Source organism: Streptomyces sp. NPDC002896, from assembly GCF_040295225.1.
GTDB lineage: Bacteria > Actinomycetota > Actinomycetes > Streptomycetales > Streptomycetaceae > Streptomyces.
In genome coordinates, this window is record NZ_JBEOVA010000013.1 from 184,677 (window position 1) to 210,027 (window position 25,351).

The 25,351-nt window shown below is 68.4% G+C and carries 24 protein-coding genes; 13 read left to right on the forward strand and 11 right to left on the reverse strand.

Going from position 1 to position 25,351, the window contains the following annotated elements; all coding sequences use genetic code 11:
* The first annotated feature begins 130 nt into the window (after positions 1-130).
* A complete protein-coding gene (locus ABT009_RS25430) occupies positions 131-1,051 on the forward strand; it encodes a TIGR03619 family F420-dependent LLM class oxidoreductase (RefSeq protein WP_351299225.1) in 921 nt (306 codons plus the stop codon).
* Between the two features lie 63 nt (positions 1,052-1,114).
* On the opposite strand, the gene ABT009_RS25435 is transcribed toward ABT009_RS25430, so the two are convergent.
* On the reverse strand, positions 1,115-1,909 hold the full coding sequence (locus ABT009_RS25435; RefSeq protein WP_351299228.1) for a FadR/GntR family transcriptional regulator: 795 nt from the start codon (positions 1,907-1,909) through the stop codon (positions 1,115-1,117).
* A gap of 107 nt (positions 1,910-2,016) precedes the next feature.
* Between ABT009_RS25435 and ABT009_RS25440 the strand changes: the two genes are divergently transcribed.
* Together ABT009_RS25440 and ABT009_RS25445 are read left to right on the forward strand one after the other, a co-directional pair.
* The gene (locus tag ABT009_RS25440) at positions 2,017-2,784 is read left to right on the forward strand and encodes an enoyl-CoA hydratase-related protein (RefSeq protein WP_351299230.1); all 768 of its coding nucleotides are present in this window, start codon (positions 2,017-2,019) and stop codon (positions 2,782-2,784) included.
* A gap of 11 nt (positions 2,785-2,795) precedes the next feature.
* Positions 2,796-3,584: a hypothetical protein gene (locus ABT009_RS25445; RefSeq protein WP_351299233.1), complete on the forward strand. Its 789-nt coding sequence runs from the start codon at positions 2,796-2,798 to the stop codon at positions 3,582-3,584.
* 48 nt (positions 3,585-3,632) lie between these two features.
* On the opposite strand, the gene ABT009_RS25450 is transcribed toward ABT009_RS25445, so the two are convergent.
* The 4 genes from ABT009_RS25450 to ABT009_RS25465 form a co-directional block, all read right to left on the reverse strand.
* The gene (locus ABT009_RS25450) at positions 3,633-4,472 is read right to left on the reverse strand and encodes an enoyl-CoA hydratase/isomerase family protein (RefSeq protein ID WP_351299236.1); all 840 of its coding nucleotides are present in this window, start codon (positions 4,470-4,472) and stop codon (positions 3,633-3,635) included.
* Positions 4,473-4,500: 28 nt separating this feature from the next.
* Complete coding sequence (locus tag ABT009_RS25455) at positions 4,501-5,553, reverse strand: 2,3-butanediol dehydrogenase (protein ID WP_351299239.1); 1,053 nt, start codon at positions 5,551-5,553, stop codon at positions 4,501-4,503.
* Positions 5,554-5,668: 115 nt separating this feature from the next.
* Complete coding sequence (locus tag ABT009_RS25460; RefSeq protein WP_351299241.1) at positions 5,669-6,457, reverse strand: SDR family NAD(P)-dependent oxidoreductase; 789 nt, start codon at positions 6,455-6,457, stop codon at positions 5,669-5,671.
* Positions 6,458-6,579: 122 nt separating this feature from the next.
* Entirely contained in the window at positions 6,580-7,806 is a 1,227-nt protein-coding gene (locus ABT009_RS25465; protein WP_351299244.1) for an LLM class flavin-dependent oxidoreductase, read from the reverse strand.
* Positions 7,807-8,080: 274 nt separating this feature from the next.
* On the opposite strand from ABT009_RS25465, the gene ABT009_RS25470 reads away from it, so the two are divergent.
* The 5 genes from ABT009_RS25470 (at position 8,081) to ABT009_RS25490 (ending at position 13,601) form a co-directional block, all read left to right on the forward strand.
* Positions 8,081-9,034 carry an ABC transporter permease gene (locus ABT009_RS25470; RefSeq protein WP_351299247.1) on the forward strand — a complete coding sequence of 318 codons (954 nt, stop codon included), beginning with the start codon at positions 8,081-8,083 and terminating at the stop codon, positions 9,032-9,034.
* Positions 9,031-9,933 carry an ABC transporter permease gene (locus tag ABT009_RS25475; RefSeq protein WP_351299250.1) on the forward strand — a complete coding sequence of 301 codons (903 nt, stop codon included), beginning with the start codon at positions 9,031-9,033 and terminating at the stop codon, positions 9,931-9,933. Before ABT009_RS25470 ends, ABT009_RS25475 begins: the two co-directional genes overlap by 4 nt.
* Before the next feature lie 208 nt (positions 9,934-10,141).
* Positions 10,142-11,590: an ABC transporter substrate-binding protein gene (locus ABT009_RS25480; protein WP_351299253.1), complete on the forward strand. Its 1,449-nt coding sequence runs from the start codon at positions 10,142-10,144 to the stop codon at positions 11,588-11,590.
* Between the two features lie 33 nt (positions 11,591-11,623).
* Positions 11,624-12,637, forward strand: a complete 1,014-nt coding sequence (locus tag ABT009_RS25485; RefSeq protein ID WP_351299256.1) for an ABC transporter ATP-binding protein — start codon at positions 11,624-11,626, stop codon at positions 12,635-12,637.
* On the forward strand, positions 12,627-13,601 hold the full coding sequence (locus ABT009_RS25490; protein WP_351299259.1) for an ABC transporter ATP-binding protein: 975 nt from the start codon (positions 12,627-12,629) through the stop codon (positions 13,599-13,601). Before ABT009_RS25485 ends, ABT009_RS25490 begins: the two co-directional genes overlap by 11 nt.
* Before the next feature lie 664 nt (positions 13,602-14,265).
* Here the strand turns inward: ABT009_RS25490 and ABT009_RS25495 are convergent.
* The 6 genes from ABT009_RS25495 to ABT009_RS25520 all read right to left on the reverse strand — a co-directional run bounded on the left by ABT009_RS25495 (position 14,266) and on the right by ABT009_RS25520 (position 20,602).
* Complete coding sequence (locus ABT009_RS25495; RefSeq protein ID WP_351299262.1) at positions 14,266-15,312, reverse strand: phosphotransferase; 1,047 nt, start codon at positions 15,310-15,312, stop codon at positions 14,266-14,268.
* Between the two features lie 65 nt (positions 15,313-15,377).
* Entirely contained in the window at positions 15,378-16,286 is a 909-nt protein-coding gene (locus ABT009_RS25500; protein WP_351299264.1) for an alpha/beta fold hydrolase, read from the reverse strand.
* A gap of 274 nt (positions 16,287-16,560) precedes the next feature.
* Entirely contained in the window at positions 16,561-17,334 is a 774-nt protein-coding gene (locus ABT009_RS25505; RefSeq protein WP_351299267.1) for an SDR family NAD(P)-dependent oxidoreductase, read from the reverse strand.
* Positions 17,335-17,374: 40 nt separating this feature from the next.
* Entirely contained in the window at positions 17,375-17,824 is a 450-nt protein-coding gene (locus tag ABT009_RS25510) for a nuclear transport factor 2 family protein (RefSeq protein WP_351299270.1), read from the reverse strand.
* The gene (locus ABT009_RS25515) at positions 17,821-18,741 is read right to left on the reverse strand and encodes a TIGR03619 family F420-dependent LLM class oxidoreductase (RefSeq protein WP_351299273.1); all 921 of its coding nucleotides are present in this window, start codon (positions 18,739-18,741) and stop codon (positions 17,821-17,823) included. Before ABT009_RS25515 ends, ABT009_RS25510 begins: the two co-directional genes overlap by 4 nt.
* Before the next feature lie 289 nt (positions 18,742-19,030).
* On the reverse strand, positions 19,031-20,602 hold the full coding sequence (locus ABT009_RS25520; RefSeq protein ID WP_351299275.1) for a class I adenylate-forming enzyme family protein: 1,572 nt from the start codon (positions 20,600-20,602) through the stop codon (positions 19,031-19,033).
* A 580-nt stretch (positions 20,603-21,182) separates the two neighbouring features.
* Here ABT009_RS25520 and ABT009_RS25525 point away from each other — a divergent pair.
* The 5 genes from ABT009_RS25525 to ABT009_RS25545 all read left to right on the forward strand — a co-directional run bounded on the left by ABT009_RS25525 (position 21,183) and on the right by ABT009_RS25545 (position 25,267).
* Positions 21,183-21,515, forward strand: a complete 333-nt coding sequence (locus ABT009_RS25525) for a hypothetical protein (protein ID WP_351299278.1) — start codon at positions 21,183-21,185, stop codon at positions 21,513-21,515.
* Positions 21,512-22,039: a flavin reductase family protein gene (locus tag ABT009_RS25530; RefSeq protein ID WP_351299280.1), complete on the forward strand. Its 528-nt coding sequence runs from the start codon at positions 21,512-21,514 to the stop codon at positions 22,037-22,039. The genes ABT009_RS25525 and ABT009_RS25530 overlap by 4 nt, the downstream gene beginning before the upstream one ends.
* Before the next feature lie 210 nt (positions 22,040-22,249).
* Positions 22,250-23,095, forward strand: coding sequence for an SDR family NAD(P)-dependent oxidoreductase (locus tag ABT009_RS25535; protein ID WP_351299283.1), 846 nt, complete (start codon positions 22,250-22,252; stop codon positions 23,093-23,095).
* A gap of 498 nt (positions 23,096-23,593) precedes the next feature.
* Entirely contained in the window at positions 23,594-24,031 is a 438-nt protein-coding gene (locus ABT009_RS25540; RefSeq protein ID WP_351299286.1) for a nuclear transport factor 2 family protein, read from the forward strand.
* A 72-nt stretch (positions 24,032-24,103) separates the two neighbouring features.
* Positions 24,104-25,267 (forward strand): LLM class flavin-dependent oxidoreductase, encoded by a 1,164-nt coding sequence (locus ABT009_RS25545; RefSeq protein WP_351299289.1) that lies wholly within the window; start codon positions 24,104-24,106, stop codon positions 25,265-25,267.
* The last annotated feature ends 84 nt before the right edge of the window (positions 25,268-25,351 follow it).

A 25,351-nucleotide genomic window follows, 5' to 3' on the forward strand; every position in this document is an offset into this window, starting at 1 on the left:
GCCGCGGACCGCGACGCCGCCCTGGGCCCGGGGCCCGACCGCGACGACTGGACCGGGCGGCCGTGCGGTGCTGGGGCCTGCACCCGTTTGCTGCAGGGGACCGAAGCGAAGAGGGAAGGCAGGAGCGAACGTGAAGCTGGGGTTCGCCATGCCGCATCTGATGCGGCTGAAGGCCACATGCCAGCCATGGGAAGCGGCGGTGACGGGCGCGGACCAGACGCGCCTGGCCAAGTGGGCCGAAGAGCTGGGCTACGCCATGATCAGTGTGCCCGAGCACCACATCATCCCGAAGGCCCATGTCGAGCTGTCCGGGCCGCACTACTTCAGCGCGTATCCGACCATGGCCTATCTGGCCGGGGCTACGGAGAGGATACGGGTCAACTCGTGCATCGCGATCCTGCCGTTGCAGCACCCCGTGATCACCGCCAAGGCGCTCTCGAGCATCGATTGGCTCTCGAGCGGCCGCGTCACCATCACGTTCGGGGTCGGCTGGCTGGAGGAGGAGTTCAAAGTTCTGGGCGTTCCGTTCCACGAACGCGGAGCGATGAGCGAGGAGTACATCCAGGCGATCATCGAGCTCTGGACCAAGGAGGAACCGGAGTTCGAGGGCAAGTATGTGTCCTTCCGGGACGTCGCGTTCGAACCCAAGCCCTTCCAGAAGCCGCATCCGCCAGTGTGGTTCGGCGGTGACGCCGACGCCGCGCTGAGGCGCATCGCCCGCTACGCATCGGGCTGGTGGCCCTTCCTGACCAAACCCGAGGACATCCCGGCGAGGATCGACTTCATCAAATCGCAGCCCGACTACAGCGGCAAACTGACCGATGTGTTCTACGCCGTCGGCACCACACGCGTCGGTGAGGGCCATGTCGTGCACGACGACCCGCGCGCTCGCCCAGGCATGGCCAAACAGGAGATCATCGACCGCCTCGGCTGGTTCAAGGAACTGGGCGTCACCATGAGTTCGGTGCCGATCCCCAGCGTCAACCACATCCAGGACTACTTCGACTACACACAATGGGTGGCCGAGGAGATCATGCCCGCCGTTGCCTGACCCGTGCCGCGGGGCACGGGTCACGGAGCGCCATGGGGGCAGCCGGCGGGCCCCCTTCGGTGGTCAGCCGACGAGTCGGGATCCGCTGACGGTGCTGGCCTTGACGAGGGGCAGGTCCTCGGAGGCGAGGGTGCTGGCGCGGGTCGCGGTCAGGTGGGTACGGGCCAGTGTGACCGCCCGGGTGACATTGCCTGCCTCGATCGCCGCGATGAGCTTCTCGTGGTCGCGGATCGCCGCCCGGCGGGTGGAGGCGGACATGGGCGAACCGGGCTCCTGGGTACGACCGTCCCCGGCCACCGCACCCCACACAGACGATTCGTGCGCCGACCAGATCGACTCCAGCGAACCGATCAGCACGATCATCGTCTCGTTGCCGCAGTGCTCGACGAGCTCCTCGTGGAAGCGCCGCGCCAGCGGCGAATACCGCCCCGGGTCCTCGAAGGCGGCCTGCTGCGCCTCCACCGCGGTACGCAGTGCGGGCAGCACCGTGCTCTCCCGGTCGGGCCGGGCCGCACACATGCCCGCGCAGACCGGCTCCAGATGCAGCAGCGCGCCGCTGACATCGTCCAGCGAGGTCGCACGGGTCTGCAGCACCATCGAGACCATGTAGGCGATGCGGTCGGCGGTGGGCTCGTGCACCACCGCCCCGCCCACGTTGCCGCGGCGCACCGAGATCAGCCCCTCGGTCTCCAGGATCCGCATCGCCTCCCGAACAGCCGGCAGACTGACCTTGAACTCCGCGTACAGGTCCTCCTGGCGGGGCAGGCTGTCGCCCTCCTTCAACCGCCCGCTCAGGATGTCCTCACGCAGCTTGGCGGCCACCATCTCAGCCAAACGCGGCTGCCGCAGCTGTGGCATGCCATCTCCTCGTCCGCTCAGAGTCTTACGAATCATTTCTATGATAGCTAGCATAGAAGTCGTTCAGGCGGGTGAGATGGCGCACCAGTCACAGGGAGATCCCGTATATGGCGGTACGGCTTGAAGTCGACGACCACGTGGCGGTTTTGACCCTTGATGACGCGGGCCGCCGCAATGCGGTCACCGCGGACCTGTCCCGCGCGGTGCGGACAGCCGTCGCACAGATCCGCGGGCGTGCAGAGGTCCGGGCGGTTGTGCTCACGGGTGCCGGCCCTGCCTTCTCCGCCGGAGGGGACGTCGACTCGCTCGCCGCTCGCTCCGAACCGCTCTCCGTGTTCAGTGAGGGAGTCACCGCCCTGGCGGAGCTCACGATACCGACCGTCGCGGCCGTCAACGGCCCGGCGGTCGGCGCCGGCATGAACTGGGCCCTTGCCTGCGACGTGATCATCGCGGCCCGCTCGGCACGCTTCGACCCCTGCTTCCTGGACATCGGCATCCACCCCGGCGGCGGCCACCTGTGGCGACTGCAGAACCTGGTCGGCCGCCAGGCCACCGCGGCGATGGTGCTCTTCGGCGAGGCTCTCGACGGCGAACAGGCCGCCGCCCTCGGTCTGGCTTGGCAGGTGGTCGACGACGACCAGCTGATGCCCGCCGCCCTGCGGCTGGCCCGCCGTGCCGCCGGACGCTCAGGCGAGTTGGTCCGCCGTACCAAGGAGACCCTGGCCGTCTCCACCACGCTCAGCGACGCCCGCGCCGCTCTCGATCTGGAAACCGACGCTCAGCGGTGGTCCATGGACCGCCCCGCCTTCGCGGAGGGCGTCGCCCGACTGCGTCGCCGCCTCCACAAGGGGAGCCGGCAGACGACGCAGACCTGACAAGGAGTCCCATGAACACGGTCGGATCCGAAGGCTCTGTCAACGACAAGCTCTACATCCACGAGTTCATCGACATCATCGGCCACAATCGGGCGAACTACATGTACCACATGACCGCCAACTGGAGCCCCATCGCCCAGGAGGAGCGTCATCAGCTCTGCTACGGGGTGTGGGGCATCGTCGGCTCCACACGCAACTGGCCGTCCACGGTGAACATCTGGGAGGAGGACGGCTTCGACGGGATGGCGGAGTCGTTCCGGCACGAGGTGGGCCGGCCCGGCCTCCAGGACCCCAACCTGGAGAAGTGGTGGGCCCGGGCCGCAGACTTCCGCTCAGGGGGCTACGACCGCCTGCTCGTCCCCGCCCCCTGGACCCGCACCATCGAGCAGCTGTGCGCCGACAAGGTGCGCGGTGAGGCGTACGCCCACGAGATCATCACCACCCCGCCCGGCGGCATACTCGGTCTCCTGGACCGGATCGCCGAAGAGGGCGAGCCGCTCCTCAACGAGTTCGGATGGGTCCTGGCCGGAGCCTGGGAGACGGCCATGGTCGGCGACAGCGAGGCGATCCTGGTCTGGGCGATCCCGACCTGGGAGCAGTGGTCCGAGGCAGAGAAGGCAGAGCGCGCGGACACCAAGTTCGGCCGCTGGCGCCGTACCTTCCAGTCCGGACTGACCTCCTTCCAGCGGTTCCTGATGGCTGATTCCGAGCTGAACCCGATGCGCCTGGGCCGCCAGCCCAGCCGTACCGACCGGCGGGCCGACTGGCAGGAGGAGCCCGGTCCGCGGCGGAGTGCCTGACGGCCCGGCCGCGCCGGGTGGCGGAAGCGGCGCATCGGGAAGGTTCGGTCAGCGGCCCTCGAAACGGGGCGGGCGGCGCTCAGCGAAAGCCGCCATGCCCTCGCCGAAGTCCCGCGCCCGGGAGGACAGCTCCATCGCGAACGCCTCGCTCTCCAAATGCCTGCGCAACGGCTCCTGCAGCCCGTCGTTGAGCAGCTTCTTGGCCAGACCGAGGGCGACCGTCGGCCCCCTGGCAAGCCGTCGGGCGAGATCCTGCGCGGTTCCGTCGACATCCTTGTCGTCGACGGCACGGTGCACCAGACCCCACCGCGCTGCGTCCTCGCCGTTGAAGCGCTCGCCGAGCAGCACCAGTTCGCGGGCGCGGACCGGGCCCACCAGCCGCGGCAGTAGCCACGTGCCCGCGCTGTCCGGTGTGAAGCCGCGGGTGAGGAAAGGCTCCCAGAGTACGGCGTCCCGCGCGACGACGGCGAAGTCGCATGCCAGGGCGAGGTGCAGCCCCAGGCCGGCGGCCCAGCCGCGCACCGCGCACACCACCGGCAGCTGCAGCTCCATCAGTGTGGGGATCAGCCCGTGGGCCAACGACGGCAGCCGACGCTGGATCGCGCCAGGCCTCGGACGGGGCCCACCGCCGCTGTTCCGCGCGACGATGTCGGCGCCGGCACAGAAGTCCGGGCCGCTGGAGTCCAGCAGGACCGCGCGCACCCGCTCATCGTTCTGCGCCTGACCCAGGAGGGCGGTCAAGGCACGGTTGACGGTGTCGGAGACAGCGTTCTTCTTCTCCGGGCGATCCAGGGTCAGCCGCAGCACCGTCCCTTCGAGGCCGACACGGAGCCCGGCGACCTCGCCGTACTCCGGTGCCGGTTGCGCCGAGGTCTCGCGGTCGGCCATAGGTGTCTCCCCTTCACAGGTGAGGGCGTCAGAGCCCGATGAGGATTTTGACGTGGTGGTCCGGGTGGGCCAGCAGCTCCTCGAAGCCGTCGTGGACGGCGCGCTCGAGGGGTATGCGGTCGCTGACCAGCCCGTCGGGCTGGATCCGGCCGGTGCTGAGGGCGGTGAGGACCGAGGGGAAGTCGTCGGCGTCGTACGCCAGGCTGCCGGTGTGCGTGATCTCGGTGACCATCAGCGTGTTCGGGTCGAACTCGTAGGGCCGTCCGGCGGCGACGGTGACGGCTCGGCCGCCCTTGCGCAGACTTGCGATCAAGGCCTGCGCTGCGGGCTTGCCGGCCCCCGAGGCCTCGAACGCCGCGTCGGCCCCACGGCCCGCGGTGAGTTCACGCACGCGGGCCACCACATCGTGCTCGCAGGGGTGCAGGGCGAGGTCGGCACCGAAGGCCAGCGCCGCCTTTCTGCGCGCCGCGCCGGGTTCACTGACGACCACGAGCCCCGCACCCTGGGCCTTGGCGGCGATGAGCACCCCCAGGCCGATGGGGCCGGCGCCGACGACCAGGACGCTGTCGCCGGGGCGCAGCGCCGAGCGGCGTACGGCGTGCCAGGCCACCGCGAGCGGCTCGACCAGGGAGCCGGTCTGGGTGGAGATCCCCTCGGGGATCGGGTGGAGCCGGTCGGCGGGCAGCACGACGTAGTCCGACATCCCGCCGCCCCAGCCGTTGATGCCGACGAAGCCGCCGACATCGCACAGGTTCGGCTCGCCGCGGCGGCAGGCCGGACACGTGGCGTCGAACAGCGTCGGCTCGACGGTCACAGCCGTCCCCAGAGGCAGTCCGGCCACGTCGTCGGCTGCGTCCACGACCCGGCCGGCGAACTCGTGCCCCATGGTGTGGGGGCCGGGTTCGTTGGTGATGGGATGCAGATACGCAGCGGGTATCGGCGCGTCGCGGAACAGGTGCAGGTCGCTGCCGCAGATTCCGCACCACTCGACCTTGACCTTCACTGCCCCGGGCCGCAGTGCGGGCTCGGGTATGTCCTCGAGGCGCAGGTCCCGGGGACCGTGCAGGCGCAGTGCGCGCATGAGGTGCCTTTCGCTCAGGACGAGCGCCCGTGGCTGAGGACCGCCGGCGCTTGTTGGGGGGACAGGCGGGGTAGCCGGGCACACCCTCCGCGGGGCGGCGCCGGCGGGCGCGGGGTCAGGGGGCCGAGGTGAAGAACGGCCGCAGGTCGGGATTTCCGGTCTGCGACCAGCCGCCGTCCACGACAAGGTCGTGGCCGGTGATGTAGGAGGCGTCGTCACTGGCCAGGAAGAGGGCCGCGGCGGCGATCTCTTCGGGCTGCGCCGAGCGCCGGAAGGGGATCCGTTCCAGGTACAGGTCGCGCATCTCGGGTGTCTCCAGGACTGGTGCGGTCAGCGGCGTGTGCACCATGCCCGGGGAGACGCTGTTGACGCGGATGGAGTGTTCCCCGAGTTCCAGCGCGGCTTGCCGGCTGATCATCACGGTCCCGGCCTTGGCGCTGGCGTAGCCGACGCCGCCGTGCATGGGCAGGCTTGCGTTGAGCGAGGCGATGTTCACGATGGAGCCCGGGGATGCCTGCTGCAGGAACTGGCGGGCCGCGTGCTGGGTGCCGTAGAAGGCGCTGTACATGTTCAGGCGGATGGTGGCGTCCCAGTGCTTGTCGGACACCTCGGTGAACCGGGCGGGACGTTGACCGCCGGCAGCGTGGAAAGCGCAGTCCAGGCGGCCGAAGGCGGCGATGGCCTCGGCGACCAGCCGCTGCGCGTCCTCCTCGAGGGTGGCGTCGATATGCACGACGCGCGCCTGTGCGCCGTGGCGTTCGAGGATTGCGGGCAGCGCCGCTTCCTGGATGTCGCCGACGACGACGCGTGCCCCCTCGGCCACCAGACGCGCCGTGATGGCCGCGCCGATGCCGCTGGCACCACCCGAGACCAGGGCCACTTTGTCTGCAAAACGTCGGTCCATCGGTACTCCTGTTCTCGATCAGTGGTGCGGGGCAGCGGGTCCGTACGCGGCGACGGGCATGTGTGGGGCAGGGGGTGCGGGACATGGCCGAGTACGGACGTGGCGGGTATGGGGGTGCCGGCTCAGGAAGGCGCGGCATGCCCTCGTGCAGTTCGGGCGGACTCGTAGTCCTGAACGGCCTGGCCGATCGCGCCGGCGGTCTGGTCGCGCCAGGTCTGGGAGAGGCTCGTCTGCCACGCCTGTGAGGCGAGCGGGCCTGCGGAGGCGCCCGTGAAGTGGGGGATCACCTCACGCGCGATCAGCTCGTAGGAACGTTGTGTGGCCGCCGGGTCCGCGAAGTCGGCGGCCATGAACAGGTAGGTGCCGAAGCCGCCAGACTGCTGCCACAGCTGCTCGATCCTGGCGATGGCCATGTCGGGGGTGCCGCAGATGAAACTGCCCACCGAGTTGCCCTGCTCGATGCGCGCTTCCAGGGGCGCGTCGACGTCGAGCGGCACGGGCAGGACCTTGGCCTGGTAGTTCTGGACATCGGCCAGGCCGTAGGCCACCTCACGGCGGGCCTGCTCCTCGGTCTCGGCGATGTGCATCATGCCCATCAGCCGCCAGTTGCGCCGGTCCATCACCTGCCCGTGCTCCGTGGCGACCTCGGTGGCGATCCTCCAGTGGTCCCCGAGCAGATCGAAGCCGCGCTTCTGGCTGGCGCCGATGGACAGCAGCCCGGTGCCGAACCGTCCGGCAGCCTTCGGGCCTGCGGGCGAGAAGGTGCCTGCGACGGCGACCTCCAGACCCGAGAACTGATAGGGGCGCAGCTGCAGTTGGGCGTCCTGCAGGGTGAACCAGTCGGTCTTGCGGGTGACGGGCTCGCCTCCGTCGAGCAGGGCGATGACCGCCTCCAGCGCCTCCTCCATCATCGGGCGCTGGCGGTTGGGGTCGATGCCGAGCATGTGGGCGTCGGAGGCGAGCTGTCCCGGGCCCACCCCGAGCATGACGCGGCCGCGGGTGAGGTGGTCGAGCAGCACCATGCGGTCGGCCACGTGCAGCGGATGGTGGTACGGAAGGGATACGACCCCCGTGCCCAGGCGCAGGTGGCGAGTGCGAGCCGCCGCGGCGGCGATGAAGACCTCCGGGGACGTGCAGATCTCCCAGCCTCCCGAGTGGTGTTCGCCGATCCACGCCTCGTGGTAGCCCAGGCGGTCCAGGTGTTCCAGCAGCGCCAGGTCGTGTTCCAGGCTGAGCGTGGGGTTGCGTCCGGCCTGGTGGAACGGCGCGAGGAACACCCCGAACTGCAGCGGCGTGCGTCGGCCGGAGGCGACGGCGGCGGAGATGTCGTGCGGCGAGGCGTGGGTCATCCGGGTACTCCTCCGGCTCGTCGGGAGGTGGCGCAGGCGACTCCGGGCGCTGACCCCCGCCCGGCTTGCCCTCAGGGCCGGTCCGGCCATCCAGGCGTGCACAGCTTATGGACCATCAGGCGCCCACGGCTTACAGTTCTATCATTGATAAGCTAGCTCCTAAAGGCTGATGCAACGTCGGCTCCCGACAGAGGGTCTTCACCATCCCGGCAGTCGGTGATGAGAGCTGAGCGGAGTACCAACAGACCTTTCCCCGTCGTTGAGAGCGAGTGCGATGGTGCCTCCTGTTGCGCGACGTATCGGTCGCAGTGTGCTCGTAGTGCTGCTGGTCACCTTGGCAGTGGTGGGGCTGCTGAGTCTGGCGCCCGGTTCGGCGGCGTCGGTCATCCTGGGCGAGAACGCGACGCCTGAGGCCGTCGCGGAGCTGAACGCGAAGCTGGGCCTGGATCGGCCCTTCTGGTCGCAGTACGCCGACTGGCTGGGCGGTGCGGTGCAGGGAGACCTGGGGACCTCGCCGGTGACGGGCCAGCCGGTGAGTACGGCGATCGCCGAGCGGCTGCCGGTGACGTTGCAACTGGCCGTGATGGCGCTCCTCATCGCGCTGATTGTCGCGGTCCTGCTGGCCGTGGTCTCCGCGGCGCGGCCGGGCAGTGCAGTGGACCGGGCGATCAACGCGGTGTCGTCGGTGTTCCTGTCGGTGCCCGCGTTCATCGCCGGGCCGCTGCTGATCTACTTCTTCGCGCTCAAGCTGGGATGGTTCCCGGTGAACGGGTGGTCATGGATCAGCGAAGGCATCGGCCCCAACCTCAAGGGCGCCGTGCTGCCCGCACTGGCGATCGCGTTGACGGAGATTGCCTCGTTCCACCGCCTGCTGCGGACGGATCTGATCGGAACGCTACGGGAGGACTTCGTCGGGGTCGCCCGGGCGAAGGGCATGAGCGCGGCCTACGTGATGTTCCGGCACGCGCTGCGGCCCTCGTCCTTCTCGCTGATCACGCTGGTCGGGATCAACCTCGGACGGCTGATCGGCGGGACGGTGATCGTGGAGTCCCTGTTCTCGCTGCCGGGCCTGGGGCAGCTGCTGGCGACCTCGATCATCTCCCGGGACGTGGTCATGGTGCAGGGCATCGTGGCGTTGATGGCGGTGGTCTACGTGGTGGTCAACATGGCGGTCGATCTGAGCTACCGGCTGATCGACCCGCGGATCAGGAAGGCGGCCGGCGTATGACGCAATCGGATGTCGTGGTGGGCCGCGAAGAGAGTGCTCCACACGCCCCGGCGGCAGCGGAGCCGGTCGTCCACCGAGTACGCGCGACCCGCTCGGTCCTGGTGTACCTGTCCTACGCCTGGCTGATCGCGGTGATCGCGCTGGCGGCGGTGGCAGACCTGCTGCCGCTGGCGTCGTACGCCACACCCGTCGGTACGCCGCGATATGCCCCGCAGTGGGGGTCGTGGAATCTGCTGCTGGGCACCGACACCCAGGGCCGGTCGATCCTGTCGCGGTGCATCCACGGGGCCCAGGTCTCGCTCTTGGTCGGCACGGTCGCGGGCCTGGTGGGAGCCGTCATCGGCTCGGTCCTGGGCATGCTGGGCGGCTACTTCGGGAAACGGCTCGACTCGGTCGTGCGGCTGCTGGCCGACGCGATGCTGGCTTTTCCTCCGCTCATCCTTCTGCTGGCGCTGGCCTCGATCCTCACCCCCAGCGTGCGGACCCTGCTGGTGGGCCTGACGCTGGTGATCATCCCGTCGTTCATCCGGCTGGCACGGGCGAACACCCTGACCTGGTCGGCGCGGGAGTTCGTCCTGGCGGCGCGGAACATGGGCGCCGGGCACCGGCGGATCCTGGCGAAGGAGATCCTGCCCAACGTGCTGCCCACGCTGGGGGCGTACCTGCCGATCGTGATGGCGGCGTTGATCGTGGCCGAGGGATCGTTGAGCTTCCTGGGGCTGGGCATTCCGCCGCCCACTCCGAGTTGGGGCGGGATGATCTCCGACGGCAAGGACGCGATCGCCGACTCGCCGCACGTGGTGTTCGTACCGTCGCTGGTCATCTTTCTCACCGTGTTCGCCCTGAACCAAGTCGGAGACCATCTGCGGCACCGGTTCGACCGCACCATGCACGACTGACCGACTCCCCTCCTGGCCGGCCGTCCCATCGTGTCTCGCCGGCCTCCGAGTTGCCCGCAATGTATTGAACGCCGATAAGAGGTCAACGATGATCCGAAACAGGCGATTCCTCACGGTCGCGGCGGCGTGCGCCGCAGCCCTCTTCCTGGGGGCCTGCGGTGGTACGAACGCCGGCACCTCGTCAGATTCACCAACGGGCGGTAAACCGGTGGCCGGTGGTACCGCACGCGTCATCCAGGTCGTCGAGCCCCAGAACCTGGACCCCGCAGTTTTGACCAACGTGTGGGCGCTCACCGCGGTCGTGGGCAACGCGCTGTTCGGGACGTTGATGACCAACGACCCCGAGACGGGCAAGCTCAAGTTCACGATGGCCGAGGACTTCTCCAGCAGCGACGGCGGTGCCACGTTCACCCTCAAGCTGCGCCCGGGACTGAAGTTCTCCGACGGCAGCCCGCTGGACGCCGAGGCCGTGAAGTTCAACTGGGACCGGATCAAGGCCCCGGCCACCGGGTCGCGCTCGATCCGGGAAGCAGCGGAGATCGCCTCGACCAAGGCCATGGACGCCACCACGCTCAAGGTCACGCTGGTCCGGCCCAACCCGCACTACCCCCAGGCCGTGCCGTCCTCCTCGCTGAACTGGATCGCGTCGCCGAAGGCGCTGAAGGCCGGCCGGCAGGCGTTCGACGCGAAGCCGGTCGGCGCGGGCCCCTTCACGCTGAAGAAGTGGACCCGCCAGAACAGCATCGAACTCGTGAAGAACCCCGGTTACTGGGACGCCCCCAAGCCCTACCTCGAGGCCCTCACTATCCGCACTGCCCCCGACTCCGGCCAGCGGCTCAACACCATGATGAGCGGTGGTGCCGACGTGGCGATGGAGTCGAGCTGGGCGACAGTGGACAAGGCCGAAAACGCGGGCCTGTTGACCTACAGCCCGTCGCTGAGCGGCGGACAGTACCTCTCCATGAACATGCGCAAAGCGCCGTTCGACGACGTGCGGGCGCGCAAGGCCGTTGCCGCGGCAATCGACTTCGACGCGTACAACCTGGCGGTGAGCGAGGGGAAGGCGGAGAGCGTGCGGACGCTGTTCACCAAGTCGTCGCCGTTCTACTCCGACACGGAGCTGCAGAAGACGGACAAGGCCACCGCGCAGAAGCTGTTCGACGAGCTGGCCGCTGAGGGCAAGCCGGTGTCCTTCACCTTCAAAGCCATGTCCACGGCGCATAACAAGGCCACCGCGGAGAACATCCAGGCCCAGCTCAGCGCGTTCAAGAATGTCGACGTCAAGGTCGAGATAGTCGACCCCGCGGCACTCCTCGGCCTCTACGCGAGCCACGACTTCGACATGATGGTCGAGGGCGGTTTCTTCGGGGACCCGGAGCCGCGGCTGTGGGGGGCCCTCGCAGGCCGTTCGGCCGGCAACTACTCCGGGGTCGACGACAAGGAGCTGAACGCGGCTTTGGACGCCGGCCGGACGGGAAAGACGACCGCGGAGCGCAAGGCGGCATACCAGACGGTGCAGGAGCGGCTGGCCGAACTGACCCCGATCATCTTCACCTACCGGACCGCGGCGACCACTATCACGAGCAAGAAGGTGCATGGCGTCGTGCAGTACGGCCTGGGCTCGCTCCTGCCCGAGGAACTGTGGATCCAGAAGTAGCCGGCACCGCCGGATGAGAGGACGCGGCAGACCATGAGTACTCAGCCCGTTCTGCAGGTGCGGAATCTGCACGCCTACATCGGCACCCCGCGGGGCGTCGTACGCGCGGTGGATGACGTGTCCCTGGACGTCGATCACGCACAAGCGCTGGGAGTAGTAGGGGAGTCCGGATCCGGCAAGTCGGTGACGGCTCGAGCGATCATGGGTCTGCTGCCGCCGCGCTCGGGCTGCTCGGGGGAGGTGCTCTTCCAGGGCCGGGACCTTCTCTCCCTCTCCCGTAAGGAGAAGGCGGAGATCTGGGGCAAGCAGATCGCCATGGTGTTCCAGGATCCCGGCCGCTCCCTCAACCCGGTGGTGCGGGTCGAGCGCCAACTGACCGAAGGCATGCGCCACTTGCTGGGAATCGGCCGCAGCGAGGCCCGCGGCCGGGCACTCGACCTCCTGCGGGAGGTCGGCGTGCCCGACCCGGAGCGGCGGCTGCGGAACCACCCGCACGAGCTGTCCGGGGGAATGCGCCAGCGGGTGATGATCGCGATCGCCCTGGCGTGCGAACCCGACCTGCTGATCGCGGACGAGCCGACCACCGCGCTGGACGTGACTGTCCAGCGCCAGATCCTCGACCTGCTGCGCCGGGTGCAGCAGGAGCGGGGCATGTCGCTGATGCTGATCAGCCATGACCTGGCCGTCGTCGCCGGACGCACCGACCGCGTCGCGGTGCTCTACGCCGGCCGGCTGGCCGAGACCGGGTCCACCCGCCAGGTCTTCGACGCACCCCAACACCGGTACACCCAGGCGCTGCTGGAAGCTACGCCGACGATCGACCACAAGCGGCACGCCCCACTGCGGCTGATCCCGGGCTCGCTGCCAGACCCCACGGCTCCGCCGGAGGGGTGCCGGTTCGCGGCGCGCTGCGCGTACGCCGCCGGCGACTGCTGCGACCCCGGCCCACGGATGACGCCGGTCGGCCCGGACCACTTCGTGGCCTGCACCCACCCGGTAACCGAAAAATCAGCTCTCCCTGCCGGAGGTGGTCCCCGTGGCTGGTAGCGGAACGGCGCACCTGCGCGGCGACAAGGCGCTGCTCAGCGTGCATGACCTAGTCGTCGAGTACCCCGGCAAGGCGGGCACCGTCCAGGCGGTCTCCCAGGTCAGCTTCGACGTCCTGCCCGGGGAAACCCTCGGGATCGTCGGCGAATCAGGGTGCGGCAAGTCCACGACCGGGCGGGCGGTCCTGCGCCTTGAGCGCGTCACCGCCGGGCGGATCTCGTTCGCGGGCGAGTGGATCGAGCAGGCTGGCGAGCGCCGCATGCGCACCCTGAGGCGTGACATGCAGATGATCTTCCAGGATCCAGTGGCGTCGCTGAACCCGCGCCGCACGGTGAAGAACATTGTCGTCGAGGGCCTGGCCGGAGCCCCGGCGGAAGAGCGGGCCGCCGCATCGACCGCGGTCCTGGCCCAAGTGGGGCTGCCCGGCGAGCAGTTCGCCGACAAGCTGCCCCGGCAGCTCTCCGGCGGCCAGGCCCAGCGCGTCGCGATCGCCCGCGCCCTTGCCGTCGGCCCCCGTCTGCTGATCTGCGACGAACCCGTGTCCGCCCTGGACGTGTCGGTCCAAGCGCAGATCCTCAACCTCGTCGAGGACCTCAAGGCGCAGTACGACCTGACTGTCGTGTTCATCGCCCACGACCTCGGCGTCGTGCGCAGCGTCAGCGACAACGTCATGGTCATGTACCTGGGCAAGGTCTGCGAATTCGGCGACTCCGTCCAGGTCTACGACGCCCCTGCCCACCCCTACACCCGGGCCCTGCTCGACTCGGTTCCGCTGACCGACCCCGACAAGGGCTTCGCCGGCCCCGCCCTCGAAGGCGACGTGCCCTCACCCCTGTCGCCCCCCGAAGGCTGCCGGTTCCGAACCCGCTGCCCACTGGCCCAGGACCGCTGCGCCGGCGAAGAACCGCAGATCCGCGAGGTCCGCCCCGGGCAGTACGCGGCATGCCACTTCCCGCTTGGCTGAGGGAAAGGTACTCCTACGCTGACCGGGCTTGGTCCGAGTGCTCACCGCCACCGACCTGGACAGGTCGATGCGGCCGATCCCGTGGATCCGCAGGCTGCCCGAGCCGGGCGCCAGCTGCCCGGCCAGTCGGCACCCCGTCACCCTTGCCGGAGCTGAAGCTGCTCTCCAACGAGGTGCGCTGGGTCGGTGAGCCGCTCGCCGTGGTTTGGCCGAGACGCCGGCCGCCGCGGCCGACGGCGCGGAGCTGTTGGCCGCACTCCCCGAGGGGGCTGAACATCGGCGCGAACGCCCCGGAGGAGACCGCCTTGCCCGTCGCTGTCGAGATCATCGCCACCCGCGCCAGCGCCTCAAGCCACCGGCTCAGCACCACCTACGGCCCCGGTCCACTTCCACCACCGAGGATCATCTCCCCAGAAGGCATCCAGCCCGCGGAGCCCCCAGCCCGCCGCCCGCACCCTCAACTTCCCCTACATCGACACCCTGGCCATCGAGAAGCTCGTCGCCGACCGCGGTAATGACCTAATGACCAGCCGTCCGCGCCCCTGGCGCCGGGATACCCGCGGCGTTCATCCTCGAGCCTGTCCGCTTCACCCCACCCAGCCGGGCATTCTTCGCCCGGCTGCGGGAGTCGTGCGCCCGGCACGGTACAGGCGCGGTTCAGCGCTCATACTCCGAGGGCCGCGAATCCGTCGGTCGCCGCGACGGCCGTGCCGAGACGATGAAGCAGGATTTCGATCAAGGATGGGTCGACGCGAAGAGTGATCGACCACATGAAGAACCCGTAGACCATGCCCCTGCGGATCTCCCGGCGGGCGGTGTCCAGGCCGCGTGCGTCGATCCCGTGCGCCCGCAGCTCGTCGAGGTAATGCGCGAGCAGGTCGTCCCCATGCTGCTCGCGGTCGTCGACGGCGAGCGTGGACGCGATGTGGTAGCCGACGTCGAGCGCCCAGTCGCCCGCCTGCGTGCACTGCCAGTCGACGAGCGACGGCCGGCCGGCACCGTCGATGATGAGGTTGCCGATGTGGGGGTCGCCGTGGATGACGGTCCGCGCGGGGCCGGCAGCGCGGGCGGCGAGCACGTGGAATGCCGCGATCAGCCGGGCCGGATCGGCGACCTCGGCCGGTACCCGCGCGCCGAGTGGGCTTTCGAAGTTGTCGCGGATGTCCTGCTCACTACGGTAGTCGAGGTAGCGCGGCAGCTGCGGCTGCAGCCAGGGCAACTCGATGTACTCGGGCTTCTCCCATGCGAAGGCGTGCAGCCGGGCGAGCTCGGCCAGGCTCTGGGCGGCCTGGTCGGGCGTGTACGGGCAGGTGGCGTCGATGAAGCGGTGACCGGAGGCGATCACATCCTCAGTGATCAGGATGGGGCGCCCGGTCTGCGCGTCGACCTCCGCGTAGACCGGGGCGAGCGTCCGGACTCCCGTCGCCGCGGCGAGGTCCCGGTAGAAGGCGGCCTCGGTCGCGCCGAGGGTGGCCAGAGGGAGGGACTCCTCGGCGAAGTAGCCCTTGGCGCAGAGTGCTGTGGGCAGCCCGCCGGGCCGGTCGCCGGCGCACTCGATGGTGAAGCGGACGTTCGTCGTCACTCGGCTTGTCACCGGACCGGCTTCGACCTTTGCCACCTCGGTGCCGGGGAACCGCTTGGCCAGTGAGCCGGTGAGCCACTCGGGGCTGAGCAGTTCCTCGACGTTCAGGGGTACGGGGCGCCACCGCATGAGCTCTCCTTCGTATCGTCGGCCGGATGGAGCGGACTTGAGGCCCGCGGGGACGTGCACGGCGTTCACTCGACGCCCTCCTGGGCAGCTTGCTCGAACAGGTGCAGACGGGATCTGACGCGGCGTTCGAGGAACTCGCCGAGGACACGGCCGAACACGGCGTTGTCATCTCCGGCGACCATATGGTGGGCCCCCTTGACGTCGGTGAACTCCGCGTGGGGCACGAGTTCGAGGAATCGCTTGGCGTCGGACATGGTGAGCACATCGGACTCTCCGCCGCGCACCAGGAGCGTCGGCACGCGCAGGGACATCGCCGCCGCGCCGAGTCGTGCGGGGTCGATCAGCGCGTCGCGCTGGACGGCCTGGTCGGAGGGGGTGCGAAGGAAGGCTGGATCCCAGTGCCAGAAGAACCGGCCGTTCACTTCGCGGAGGTTCTTGCGCAGCCCCTCGACGCTCCGAGGCCGTGGCCGGTGTGGGAGGTATGCCGCCACCGCGTCGGCGGCCTCCTCCAGGGAGGCGAATCCGTCCGACCCGCTCCTCATGAACTCGCTGATCCGACCAGTTCCCTTGGGCTGGAGAAACGGTGACACATCCACGAGGATCAGGGCGAGGGCGAGCTCCGGCTGGTGTCCGAGAGCCGCCAGTGAGCAGTTGCCACCGAGGGATGCGCCGACGAGGACGGGAGCCTGGCCAAGGAACTCGGCGATCCGGGAAACGTCGCCGGCGAACTTGTCCAGGCCGTATCGCCCATCCGGTGACCACCCGCTTCCGCCGTGGCCGCGTAGGTCCACGGCGAGTGAGTACCATCCCGAGGCGGCGAGGTCACGTGCGGTCGAGCGCCAGGAGTGGCGGGTCTGGCCGCCTCCGTGCAACAGCACGACCGGCGGATCGCTCTGGCTGCCGTACGCATCGGCGACCAGCGTGACCCTGTCGTCGCTCTGGATTTTCACCGTCGTCGTTTCTGACTTTCTCACTGATCGTCTCCTTGCGCCTTCGGCGCGGTGCCCCGGCCGATGCGAAACCTCGTCTCGAGCGTGACCTCGCTGGAGGTCCCTGGGCCGGGTGCGGCCGACGTACCTGGCTGTGAGGCCAGGTAGACAGCGGACACGAGCAGTGGCCCGCGGGACGCGGGCACACCGGGATCTCGCCGGAGCCCTTCGTGGACGGCAGCGGCAGCCCCGTAACCTGGTCGCCATCACATGACATGCGCCGGTCCGACGCAGTGGATCTGCGTGGCCCGCTGTCCTGTCAGGCCGGATGCGGCGCACCGCGCAGCTCGTTTCCGCCGTCGACCGCGATGCTCTGCCCGGTGATCCAGGCGGCCGACGGCCCGGCCAGGAAGGCCACCGTACGGACGATGTCCTCGGGCTGTCCGATCCTGCCCAGGGGAATCAGTGGTGTGAACCCGTCGACATATCCGGGCCGGCTGAGCGCGGCCTGGAGCCCGTCCGTGGCCGTCAGACCAGGCCGCACGGTGTTCACGCGGATACCCCGAGGCCCCAACTCGTCGGCTGCGACCCGGACGAAATGATCAAGTGCGGCCTTGCCCGCGCAGTAGGCGGACAGCCGCGGGAAGCTCAGCTGCGCCGCGGTCGAGGAGATGAACACGAAGCTGCCGCCCGGGGCCATCCTCGGAGTCGCAAGGCTGACTGCGAGCATCGCCGTGCCGACGTTGACGAGCAGGTCGTTCATGAAGTCGGCAAGGCCGAGTTCGACGACGCTGACGTACGAGCCACCGCCGACGGTTCCGATCACCACGTCGATGGCCCCGGCGTGGGCTGTCGCGGCATCAAGTGCCGCCTCGACGTCGGAAGCCTTCGTCGCGTCTCCCGTGTAGAGCTCGATCGACGCATCGGGAACCGCGTCAAGGATCCGCTCGCGCGAGCGTTCCAGGGACGCCGAGGTGCGACCCATCAGCGTCACCGCGGCGCCGCCACGAGCCAGCTCCAGTGCGCACCCACGCCCAAATCCGCCTGCCCCGCCGGTAACCAGTGCTGACTTGCCGGCGAACTCGTTCCGCACGTCGCCTCCCGATCTCTTCGAATGATGTCCGCCCGCCCGGCTACGGCGCCGCCCTGACCGTGCGCTTCTCGGTCCACATCACGTTCACCCTCCGGTAGACGAAGCGCCATCCATCGCCGCAGCGTCGGTACCGGTCGGCATACCTGATGTGGAGCACCCAGTCGTTGATCCGATCGGCCGTCACGCTGAGGTGATGAGCTTCGCAGTACACATCGGCGACGACCTCTCCCGTCTCACTGGGAGCGCACAGCTGGTTGGCCACCAGGTGCATCGTCCGCTCGTACGTGCGCAGCCGGTCGATGACCGCGGCGAACTCCTCGGGCGTGGAGATGACGACGTCGTCGTCGCGGCCGGGCCAGTTGACGCGGAGCACGGCGTCGGGCGTCCACAGCCGCCCGAACATCTCATGGTCTCTGCGGTCGGCCGCGGCCGCGTAGGAGTCCACCAGCTCCCGCACCGCGAGCCGTTCCTCGATGGCGATCCCGCTCATCGGGCCTTCCCCCAAGCTTTGCCCAGGCGTTCGAGGAATGGGCCGACGTCCTCGGGTTCCTTGGCGAAAGCGGCGAGTACGACGCTGACCTCGGTCACGCCGTACTCCGCGAGTTCGGCGGCCTGTTCCAACGTCGCCTCCACCGACGAGGCGCCGGAAGCGTCCTTCCTGGTACGCAGCGGCACACGCACTCGGAGCGTCTCCGGGTCCCGACCGGCGCCTGCGAACTGCTTGCGCAGCAACGCGATGCCCTTGCGAACGCCGTCGCCCGACTCACCCATGATCGGGATCCAGCCGTTGCCGAGTGTGCGGATCCGGCGCAGGTTCCGCTTGGTCAGCGGACCCGCGAACAGGATGCCGGGACCTCCGTCCTGCACCGGCTGCGGGTCGCACCGTACCTGGGAGAAGGTCACCGTCTCCGATGCGAAGTCGGCAGGCCCGCCCGCCCACAGTGCCCGGCAGGCACCGATCGTGTCATCGAGACGCTGTGCCCGCGCGCCGAAGTCGTACCCCGACGCGTCGTACTCTTCGCGCTGCCATCCGGTGCCCACTCCGAGCTCAAGCCGCCCGCGGGACAGGACGTCGAGCGTGGCCGCCGTCTTGGCCAGCAGCGCGGGCGGGCGCAACCCGGCAATCAGGATGCCGGTGGCCAGCCGCAGCCGGCTCGTGACCGCCGCGATGGACGTGAGAACGGTCAGCGGCTCATACCAGGGCGCGCCCTCGGCAAAGGCGAACGTACCCCACGGATAGCGGTCGAGCCGGTTCCCCATCACGACGTGGTCCGCAGCCACGACCGTATCCACGCCTACATCCTCCGCGTGCCGTATGGCGTCAAGCATGCCGTCGAGCCGACTGCCATAGACCTGACCCGCGACGGGCAGGGTGAGCGCCAGCCGAGCCGAGCTGTTCACGGTCATAAAAATAATATATACATTCTCCCCACGGGAGGTCACCGGTCCTGTAGGGGCCAAAAGTCCCGCAGCTAGCTGACCTGGCTGTTCAGCGACTATCTGAACTTCGTCAAGCGACGCTGTAATACTTGTGGATGGTCCGCTGAGGACCCTGTGACGCTGGATCCGGTGCGCGGGGTGCGGGATGACGCCGGGGTGGTCGGCAGGGACTGGCGCCAGCAGGGCCCCTGTTGGGGCTTCGTCGGGGAGCGGGCTCCACTCGGGTCGCCGTTCGTGGAGCCACGCGGTCGCTTGATCAGGAGCCTTGTTCGACCACACCACCACGCCCATGAGGGGCATGCGGATGGCTTCTGAGTGCACTCTTGAGGATTTTGCCGCTGCCCGTTTTCGGTAGTTCGTCGACGAATTCGATGATCCGTGGTCTCTTGTAGCGGGCGAGACGTCCGTTGAGCCACGCCTGCAGCGCTGCGTCGTTGAGTGACTGTCCCTGGCGCAACGCGACGACGGCCTTGACCGTCTCGCCCCATGCCGGGTCAGGTACGCCGACGACCGCCGCCTCAAGGACGGCCGGATGAGCCGCGATGGCGTTCTCGACCTCGACCGAGTAGATGTTCTCTCCTCCCGAGATGATCATGTCCTTGAGTCGGTCCCGGATGTAGAGGAACCCCTCCTCGTCGAGGCAGCCGATGTCCCCGGTACGGAACCACCCGTCGGGCGAGATTGCCGCAGCCGTCTCCTCCGGCTTGTTCAGGTAGCCGGCCATCAGTTGGGGCGTGCGCAGCCAGATCTCGCCGTCGGCGCCTGACGCGACATCCTCGCCTGTCAGTGGGTCGACGATGCGGCACTCGCAGGTGTCCAGGACCGTGCCGACCGAGCCGGGATGCCGGTCGACGTCCCCGTAGGCGTAGAGGGGCGCGATGGCGACGCCGGCACAGGTCTCGGTGAGTCCGTATCCTTGCGAGAACCCGGTGTGCGGCAGCATTTCCATGGCCCTGTCGATGAGTGAGTTGCCGGACGGTGCTGAGCCGTAGATGACCACCTCGAGGGAGCTGAGGTCGTAGGTCTGAGCCGCCTGCTCGGCCACCAGCCGGGTCAATACGGTCGGTACCAGGACGGTGTGGGTGACACCACGCTCTTCGACGGCCGTGCCCAGGTCGGCGACAGAGGTGCCGGCTGGCACGACGAGTTCGCCACCCATGTGCACCGAGCACATGACCGAGCTCATGCCACTGACGTGGAACATGGGCAGGCAGGCCAGGAACGTCATCTCGGAATGCATGCGCCAGGCCCTCGTGGCCTGCTCGCACGTGTGGCGGAAGTTCCGTTCGATCAACTGGACGCCCTTCGGCGCGCCTGTGGTGCCGGTGGTGTAGAGCAGCAGGGCCACTGACTCCGGGCCCTGTGCCGGGTCGAGGGGTGTGTTCGGGTCACCCGTGGCGTACCAGGCCCCGAAGTCCGCCGGGTCGTGTTCGGAGCCGTCGAGCCAGACGACGCGTCGGTGGCGGCCGACCAGATGGGCGAACTCGCGCTCCGCGAACACCAGGGCCGGTGCGCTGTCTGAGAGGATGGCCTGGCTCTCCTCCGGTTCCAGACGCCAGTTCACGCACACGAGCGGCACTCCCGCCCAGGAGGCGGCATATACGAGCTGCACGTACGGCAGCCCGTTTTTGGCCACTACCGCGATCCGGGATCCGGGACCGGCGTGCTCCTGCTTCAGCCTGCCTGCGATGCGGGCGACGTCGTCCGCGAGTGCGGCGTAGGTGCGCGTGCCCGTCGGTGTCGTGACGGCGCTGTGGTGCGGTCGCTCCCGCCGGTGGTGGTCCAGGGTCTTCGCGAGGGTCGTCTCGGATGCGGCGTGGTTGCTCATCGGTTTTCCGTCTCCACTCCCACGGTCGTACGTGGCATCTCGTCGCTCGGGCGCACCCCGCCCGTCGCCTCGATCACGTCGGAGTACCGGCCCCCGCGATGGCCGGCTCCGCGCTTGCGGCCCGCGCGCCGCCGCGGTCCGTTGCCAGGCCGTGCAGGTCGACCGCGAGCACACCGCTGACGTGCGGGAGCGGGCCGCTCGCACCGTTGGCCCCGGCGCCCTGGGGACGCCCAAGTCAGGTTCTGGATGTGCGGGGAGTGGAACGCGAGGCAGACGCCGAAGGCCAGCCAGCCGACCACTGTCACCCACTCTCTTCGTTGAGACCTGACGCTACGTGAACCCCGAAGATGAAGCGAACTAACTTCATGTTCCGGGGAAGGTAGCCCTGCTGTTGGGTTGCAGTCAACGTGCCCTCTTGTTCGGCACACCTATTGACTGCATCACGGGGTACGTCCTTCAATCAACCTGACTTCGATTCAGGTTCCTGCAACGAACTGCTAGCGCCTGTCGGTGCTTGCGGGACACCGGGCATGCCGTTCTCAGGCGCCGGGCGACCTTCGATCAGGGAGAACGTCACATCATGTACGTCCAGGTTGATCTCCGATCACCAGCCGCATCCACTGCGCTCCTGGAAGCGGATGACTTCCGGTCCCTCAAAGTCGTAGTCCTGAACGATGACGGCGACGCGGGACGCTTGGCACAGGCGCTTGCAGGCGTGGGGACACTCGACGCTGATGGGCACGCCTGCCTGCTGGTTGAGGCCCTGCGGCGGCTCAGTGGAGAACGCGCCGCTGATCCCGTGTGGCTGGCCGGCTTCGATGCGATGATCGAATATGCCCGGGCCAGGGGATGGCTCGCGGCCGGCCCGTCGCTTCGCGCTCACCTCGAGTCGCAGCAGGCAAGCCCGCGATGACACCGCCGTCGGTGGTGACCCGACAGCAGCCGTCTCCCGATGATTTCCGGTATGTCATTGGGCACTTCGCAAGCGGCATCACGGTCGTCTCCGCGCGTCATGACGGCAGACCGTGCGGTACGACCGTCAGCGCAGTCAGTGCACTGTCGCTCGAACCTCCGATGCTCGTGGTCTGTATGAATCGGCAGTCTCTGACCGCACAGGCGATCACTGTCTCGCGTCGCTTCGCCGTGAACATCCTCAGCGAGAAGCAGGTCGCCACAGCTGAGCGGTTCGCCCGCAAGGGCGGCGACAAGTTCGCCGGCGTGCCCTTCTCGGGGGATCCTGGCGGGCCGCCGCTGTTGGATGGGTCCCTCGCCATCCTCGAATGCCAGGTGGTGCAGGAAGTGAGCGGCGGCACTCATTCCGTCTTCCTCGCAGAGGTCGACCGGGCTCGCGCTCGCGAAGGATCCCCGCTCGCCTACTTCCGGGGCCGGATGGGACGACTGGACGACGAACTCGCAGGCCGGATGCCGGGGCAGTAAGTCTGTTCCTGTCGGCTCCTGGATGGGATGACGCAGGACGCACGAACATCGACGACACGACGGCACCCCACCCTGCCAGCGCCGACCTGCTGTGCCACTTCATCAATGCCATCCATCGCTTGGACGTCGAGGCGAAGCGGGACGGTACTCATCACCGGCCCGACGAGCCGTTGCCCACCGGCTCCAGCCTTCTCACCACAAGGAGTTTTGATGATCGACCTTGACGGCAAAGTCGCCATTGTCACCGGCGCCGCCTCCTACCACGGCGACGATGACCCGTACCGCGTCGGACAGGGAGCAGCCACCTCCAGCACGCTCGCTCGTCTCGGCGCCGCCGTCGTGCTGGCGGACATCAATGGTGCTCTCGCCGAGGAGCGCGCCGAGGCGATCAGGTCCAAAGGGGCCGTCGCGGTCGCCGTCGAGGCCGACGTCCGCATCGAAGAACACGTTCAGCGGATGGTGGCTACGGCCGTGAAGCACTTCGGCCGACTCGACATCCTGCACAACAACGCGGCCGATCTGTCGCGCCAATGGGACCCGGGAGACCCGCAGATCACCGATATGACGGTCGAGAACTGGCACGCTCAGCTCGAAACAGTGCTCCTCGACGTGATGCTCGGTTGCAAGCACGCGATCCCCGTGATGCTTGAAACCGGCGGGGGGAGCATCACCTGCACCTCCTCCATCTCCGGCGAGATGGGAGAGCTCAACCTGACCGTCTACGGGGTCGCCAAAGCGGGCATCAATCAGCTCGTCCGGGCGGTCTCCGCCCAGTACGGCAAGCAAGGGATCCGCTGCAACGCCGTCGCCCCGGGGCTGATCCTCAGCTCCCCCGGACTGAAGATCGGCGAGGAACTGATTGCGCAGTACACCCGCCACTGCGACACACCGTACGTTGGCCAACCAGAAGACGTCGCCAACGTGGTGGCCTTCCTCGCCTCCGACGCGGCCCGCTACATCACTGGCCAGGTCATCAGGGTCGACGGTGGCTTCACCGAGCACTCGCCAATGGTCGCCGAGGCGCGGGCGTCGGGACTGGTGGCTGGCCGGGCGTGAGACCGTGCCGCGTGGACCGTCTCAGGACATCCGCGAAGTAAAGGTGCTGAGCGATCGTGTGCGCGGCCCTCTGTCGGCATACCTGCGCCGCCGATGACCGATGCCGTGGATGCTGCAGGTGTCAGGCTCGTCCAGTCCCGTGGGCGCCGTCTGCCGACGATCAGGAACGCGTGCCCCTCGATACGATCCGCGCACGGCTAGACGGCATTTGATACATCCCGGACCCACCGCCGTCAGTACGTGCTGTGCATTGCGAGCCGCCGAGTGACCAGTCCCGGACGTGCCGGGCCACCGGCGTCTGGACGGCGCTCATGACACCGCGCACTGCAGCAGTGTCTCGCCGAACCGGCGCCTTCTTTGGGACCGCATCCCTGCGTGGGTGCCTCGGTCAAGTCGGAGCGCCTGGCAGCGGGGTAGCGACGTCAAACCCGAGCGCTGCCCATGAAAGCCGCTCAGATTCCCTGGGGCGGATCGAACCAGACTCAGTGAGGGCACCCTGTGGAACAAGACACACTGCGGCAGACGAACACGGCGATTGCCAAACGGTATCTCCAGGCGATCAACGACTGGGACTTCGACATCAAGCGCGAACTGCTCGCGCCCGACGTGGTCTTCGAGATGCGGTGGGCGCCGGAGGGGTTTCCGCGCCGTATCGACGGCGTGGAGGCCGTCATGGAGTTCCTCGCTCCGCTGCCTGAGTCCATCGTCACCGAGGGCCTCTACGACATCCGCGTCGAGACCCTGCACTCCGACCCCGGCCGGGTTGTCGCCTTCTACAAGAGCGATATGACGATGGTGCAGCCGGTCGAGTACAAGAACGAGTACGTCACCTGCTTCACCATCCGGGACGGCAAGATCGTCCACTTCCAGGAGTACTACGACCCCATCCCGTTGGTCGTCGCCTTCGGTGGCAGTGTGACGCCGCCGTCGCTCTGAGGCGCGCACGCTCCGCGCCCCCATTCCTCCTGTCCGGTCCGCGAACGCTCGCCCACGAGAGGCTCATCGATCATGTCCGCATCGCACTACCCGACCAACTTCGGCGTCTTTATGGCTCCCTTCCACAAAATCGGAGTCAGCCCGACCGTTCTCTTCGAGCGGGACCTGGCCATCATCGAGATGGCCGACCGGCTCGGCTTCCAGGAGGCCTGGCTGGGTGAGCACCACTCCGGAGGACACGAGCCGATCGGGTCCCCGGAGCTGATGCTCGCGGCAGTCTCGCGGAGCACGCGCACCATCAAGCTCGGCACGGCGGTGAACTCGCTTCCCTACCACAACCCCTTCCTGCTCGCCGAACGGCTGGTGATGCTCGACCACCTCACCCACGGACGAGCGATCATGGGCTTCGGCCCGGGTCAGCTGCTCTCCGACGCCTACATGCTGGGCATCGACCCGGCCACCCAGCGCGACCGGATGCTCGAGGCGGCCGACGTCATCATGCGGCTCCTGCGCGGCGAGACCGTCACGGAGAAGACAGACTGGTACGACCTGCAAGAGGCGAAACTGCAACTGCGCCCCTACACCGTCCCCGAACTGGATGTGGTCGTCGCCGCGGTCACCTCGCCCTCGGGTCCGGTGACCGCCGGCAGGCTCGGCATCGGCATGATCAACCTCTCGGCGAGTTCACCGGCGGCCTTCGAGGCGCTCCGGACGCACTGGAGCATCGCGGAAAAGGAGGCCGCGGCCCACGGTCGGACCATCGACCGCAAGAACTGGCGCCTCTCCGCCATCACTCACATCGCCGAGACCGAGGAGCAGGCGCGCAAGGACTGCACCTACGGGTTCGAGGAGATCTGGAACTACCTAGCCCACATCTCGCCGTTGCCCGCCTCGGAGAAGCCTGACATCGAGGGAATGATCGACGAGGCAATCGAGTCCGGGTCGGTCCTGATCGGCACGCCGGACACGGCCATCGAACTCATCCGGAAGCTGGCGGACCAGACCGGCGGCTTCGGCAGCTTCGTGATGACGCTGACCGACTTCACCACCTTCGACAAGCAAAAGCGCGCCCTCGAGCTCTGGGCCGAGTACGTCATCCCGGAGTTCCGGGGCCAGCTGCAACCCATCCGCGAGCACAACGCATGGGTCCGCGACAACGAGTGGAAGACCAAGACGATGGCGGCCATCAACGCCGCTTCCGAGAAGTACGCCCAGCAAACGGCCACCGCCCACTGACCCTTTTTGTCAACGGTGCGGGCTTCGCCCACACCCCGAAGAAGGTGCGACGCCCCCACCGCCATCCGTGGCGACGTCGTCGCC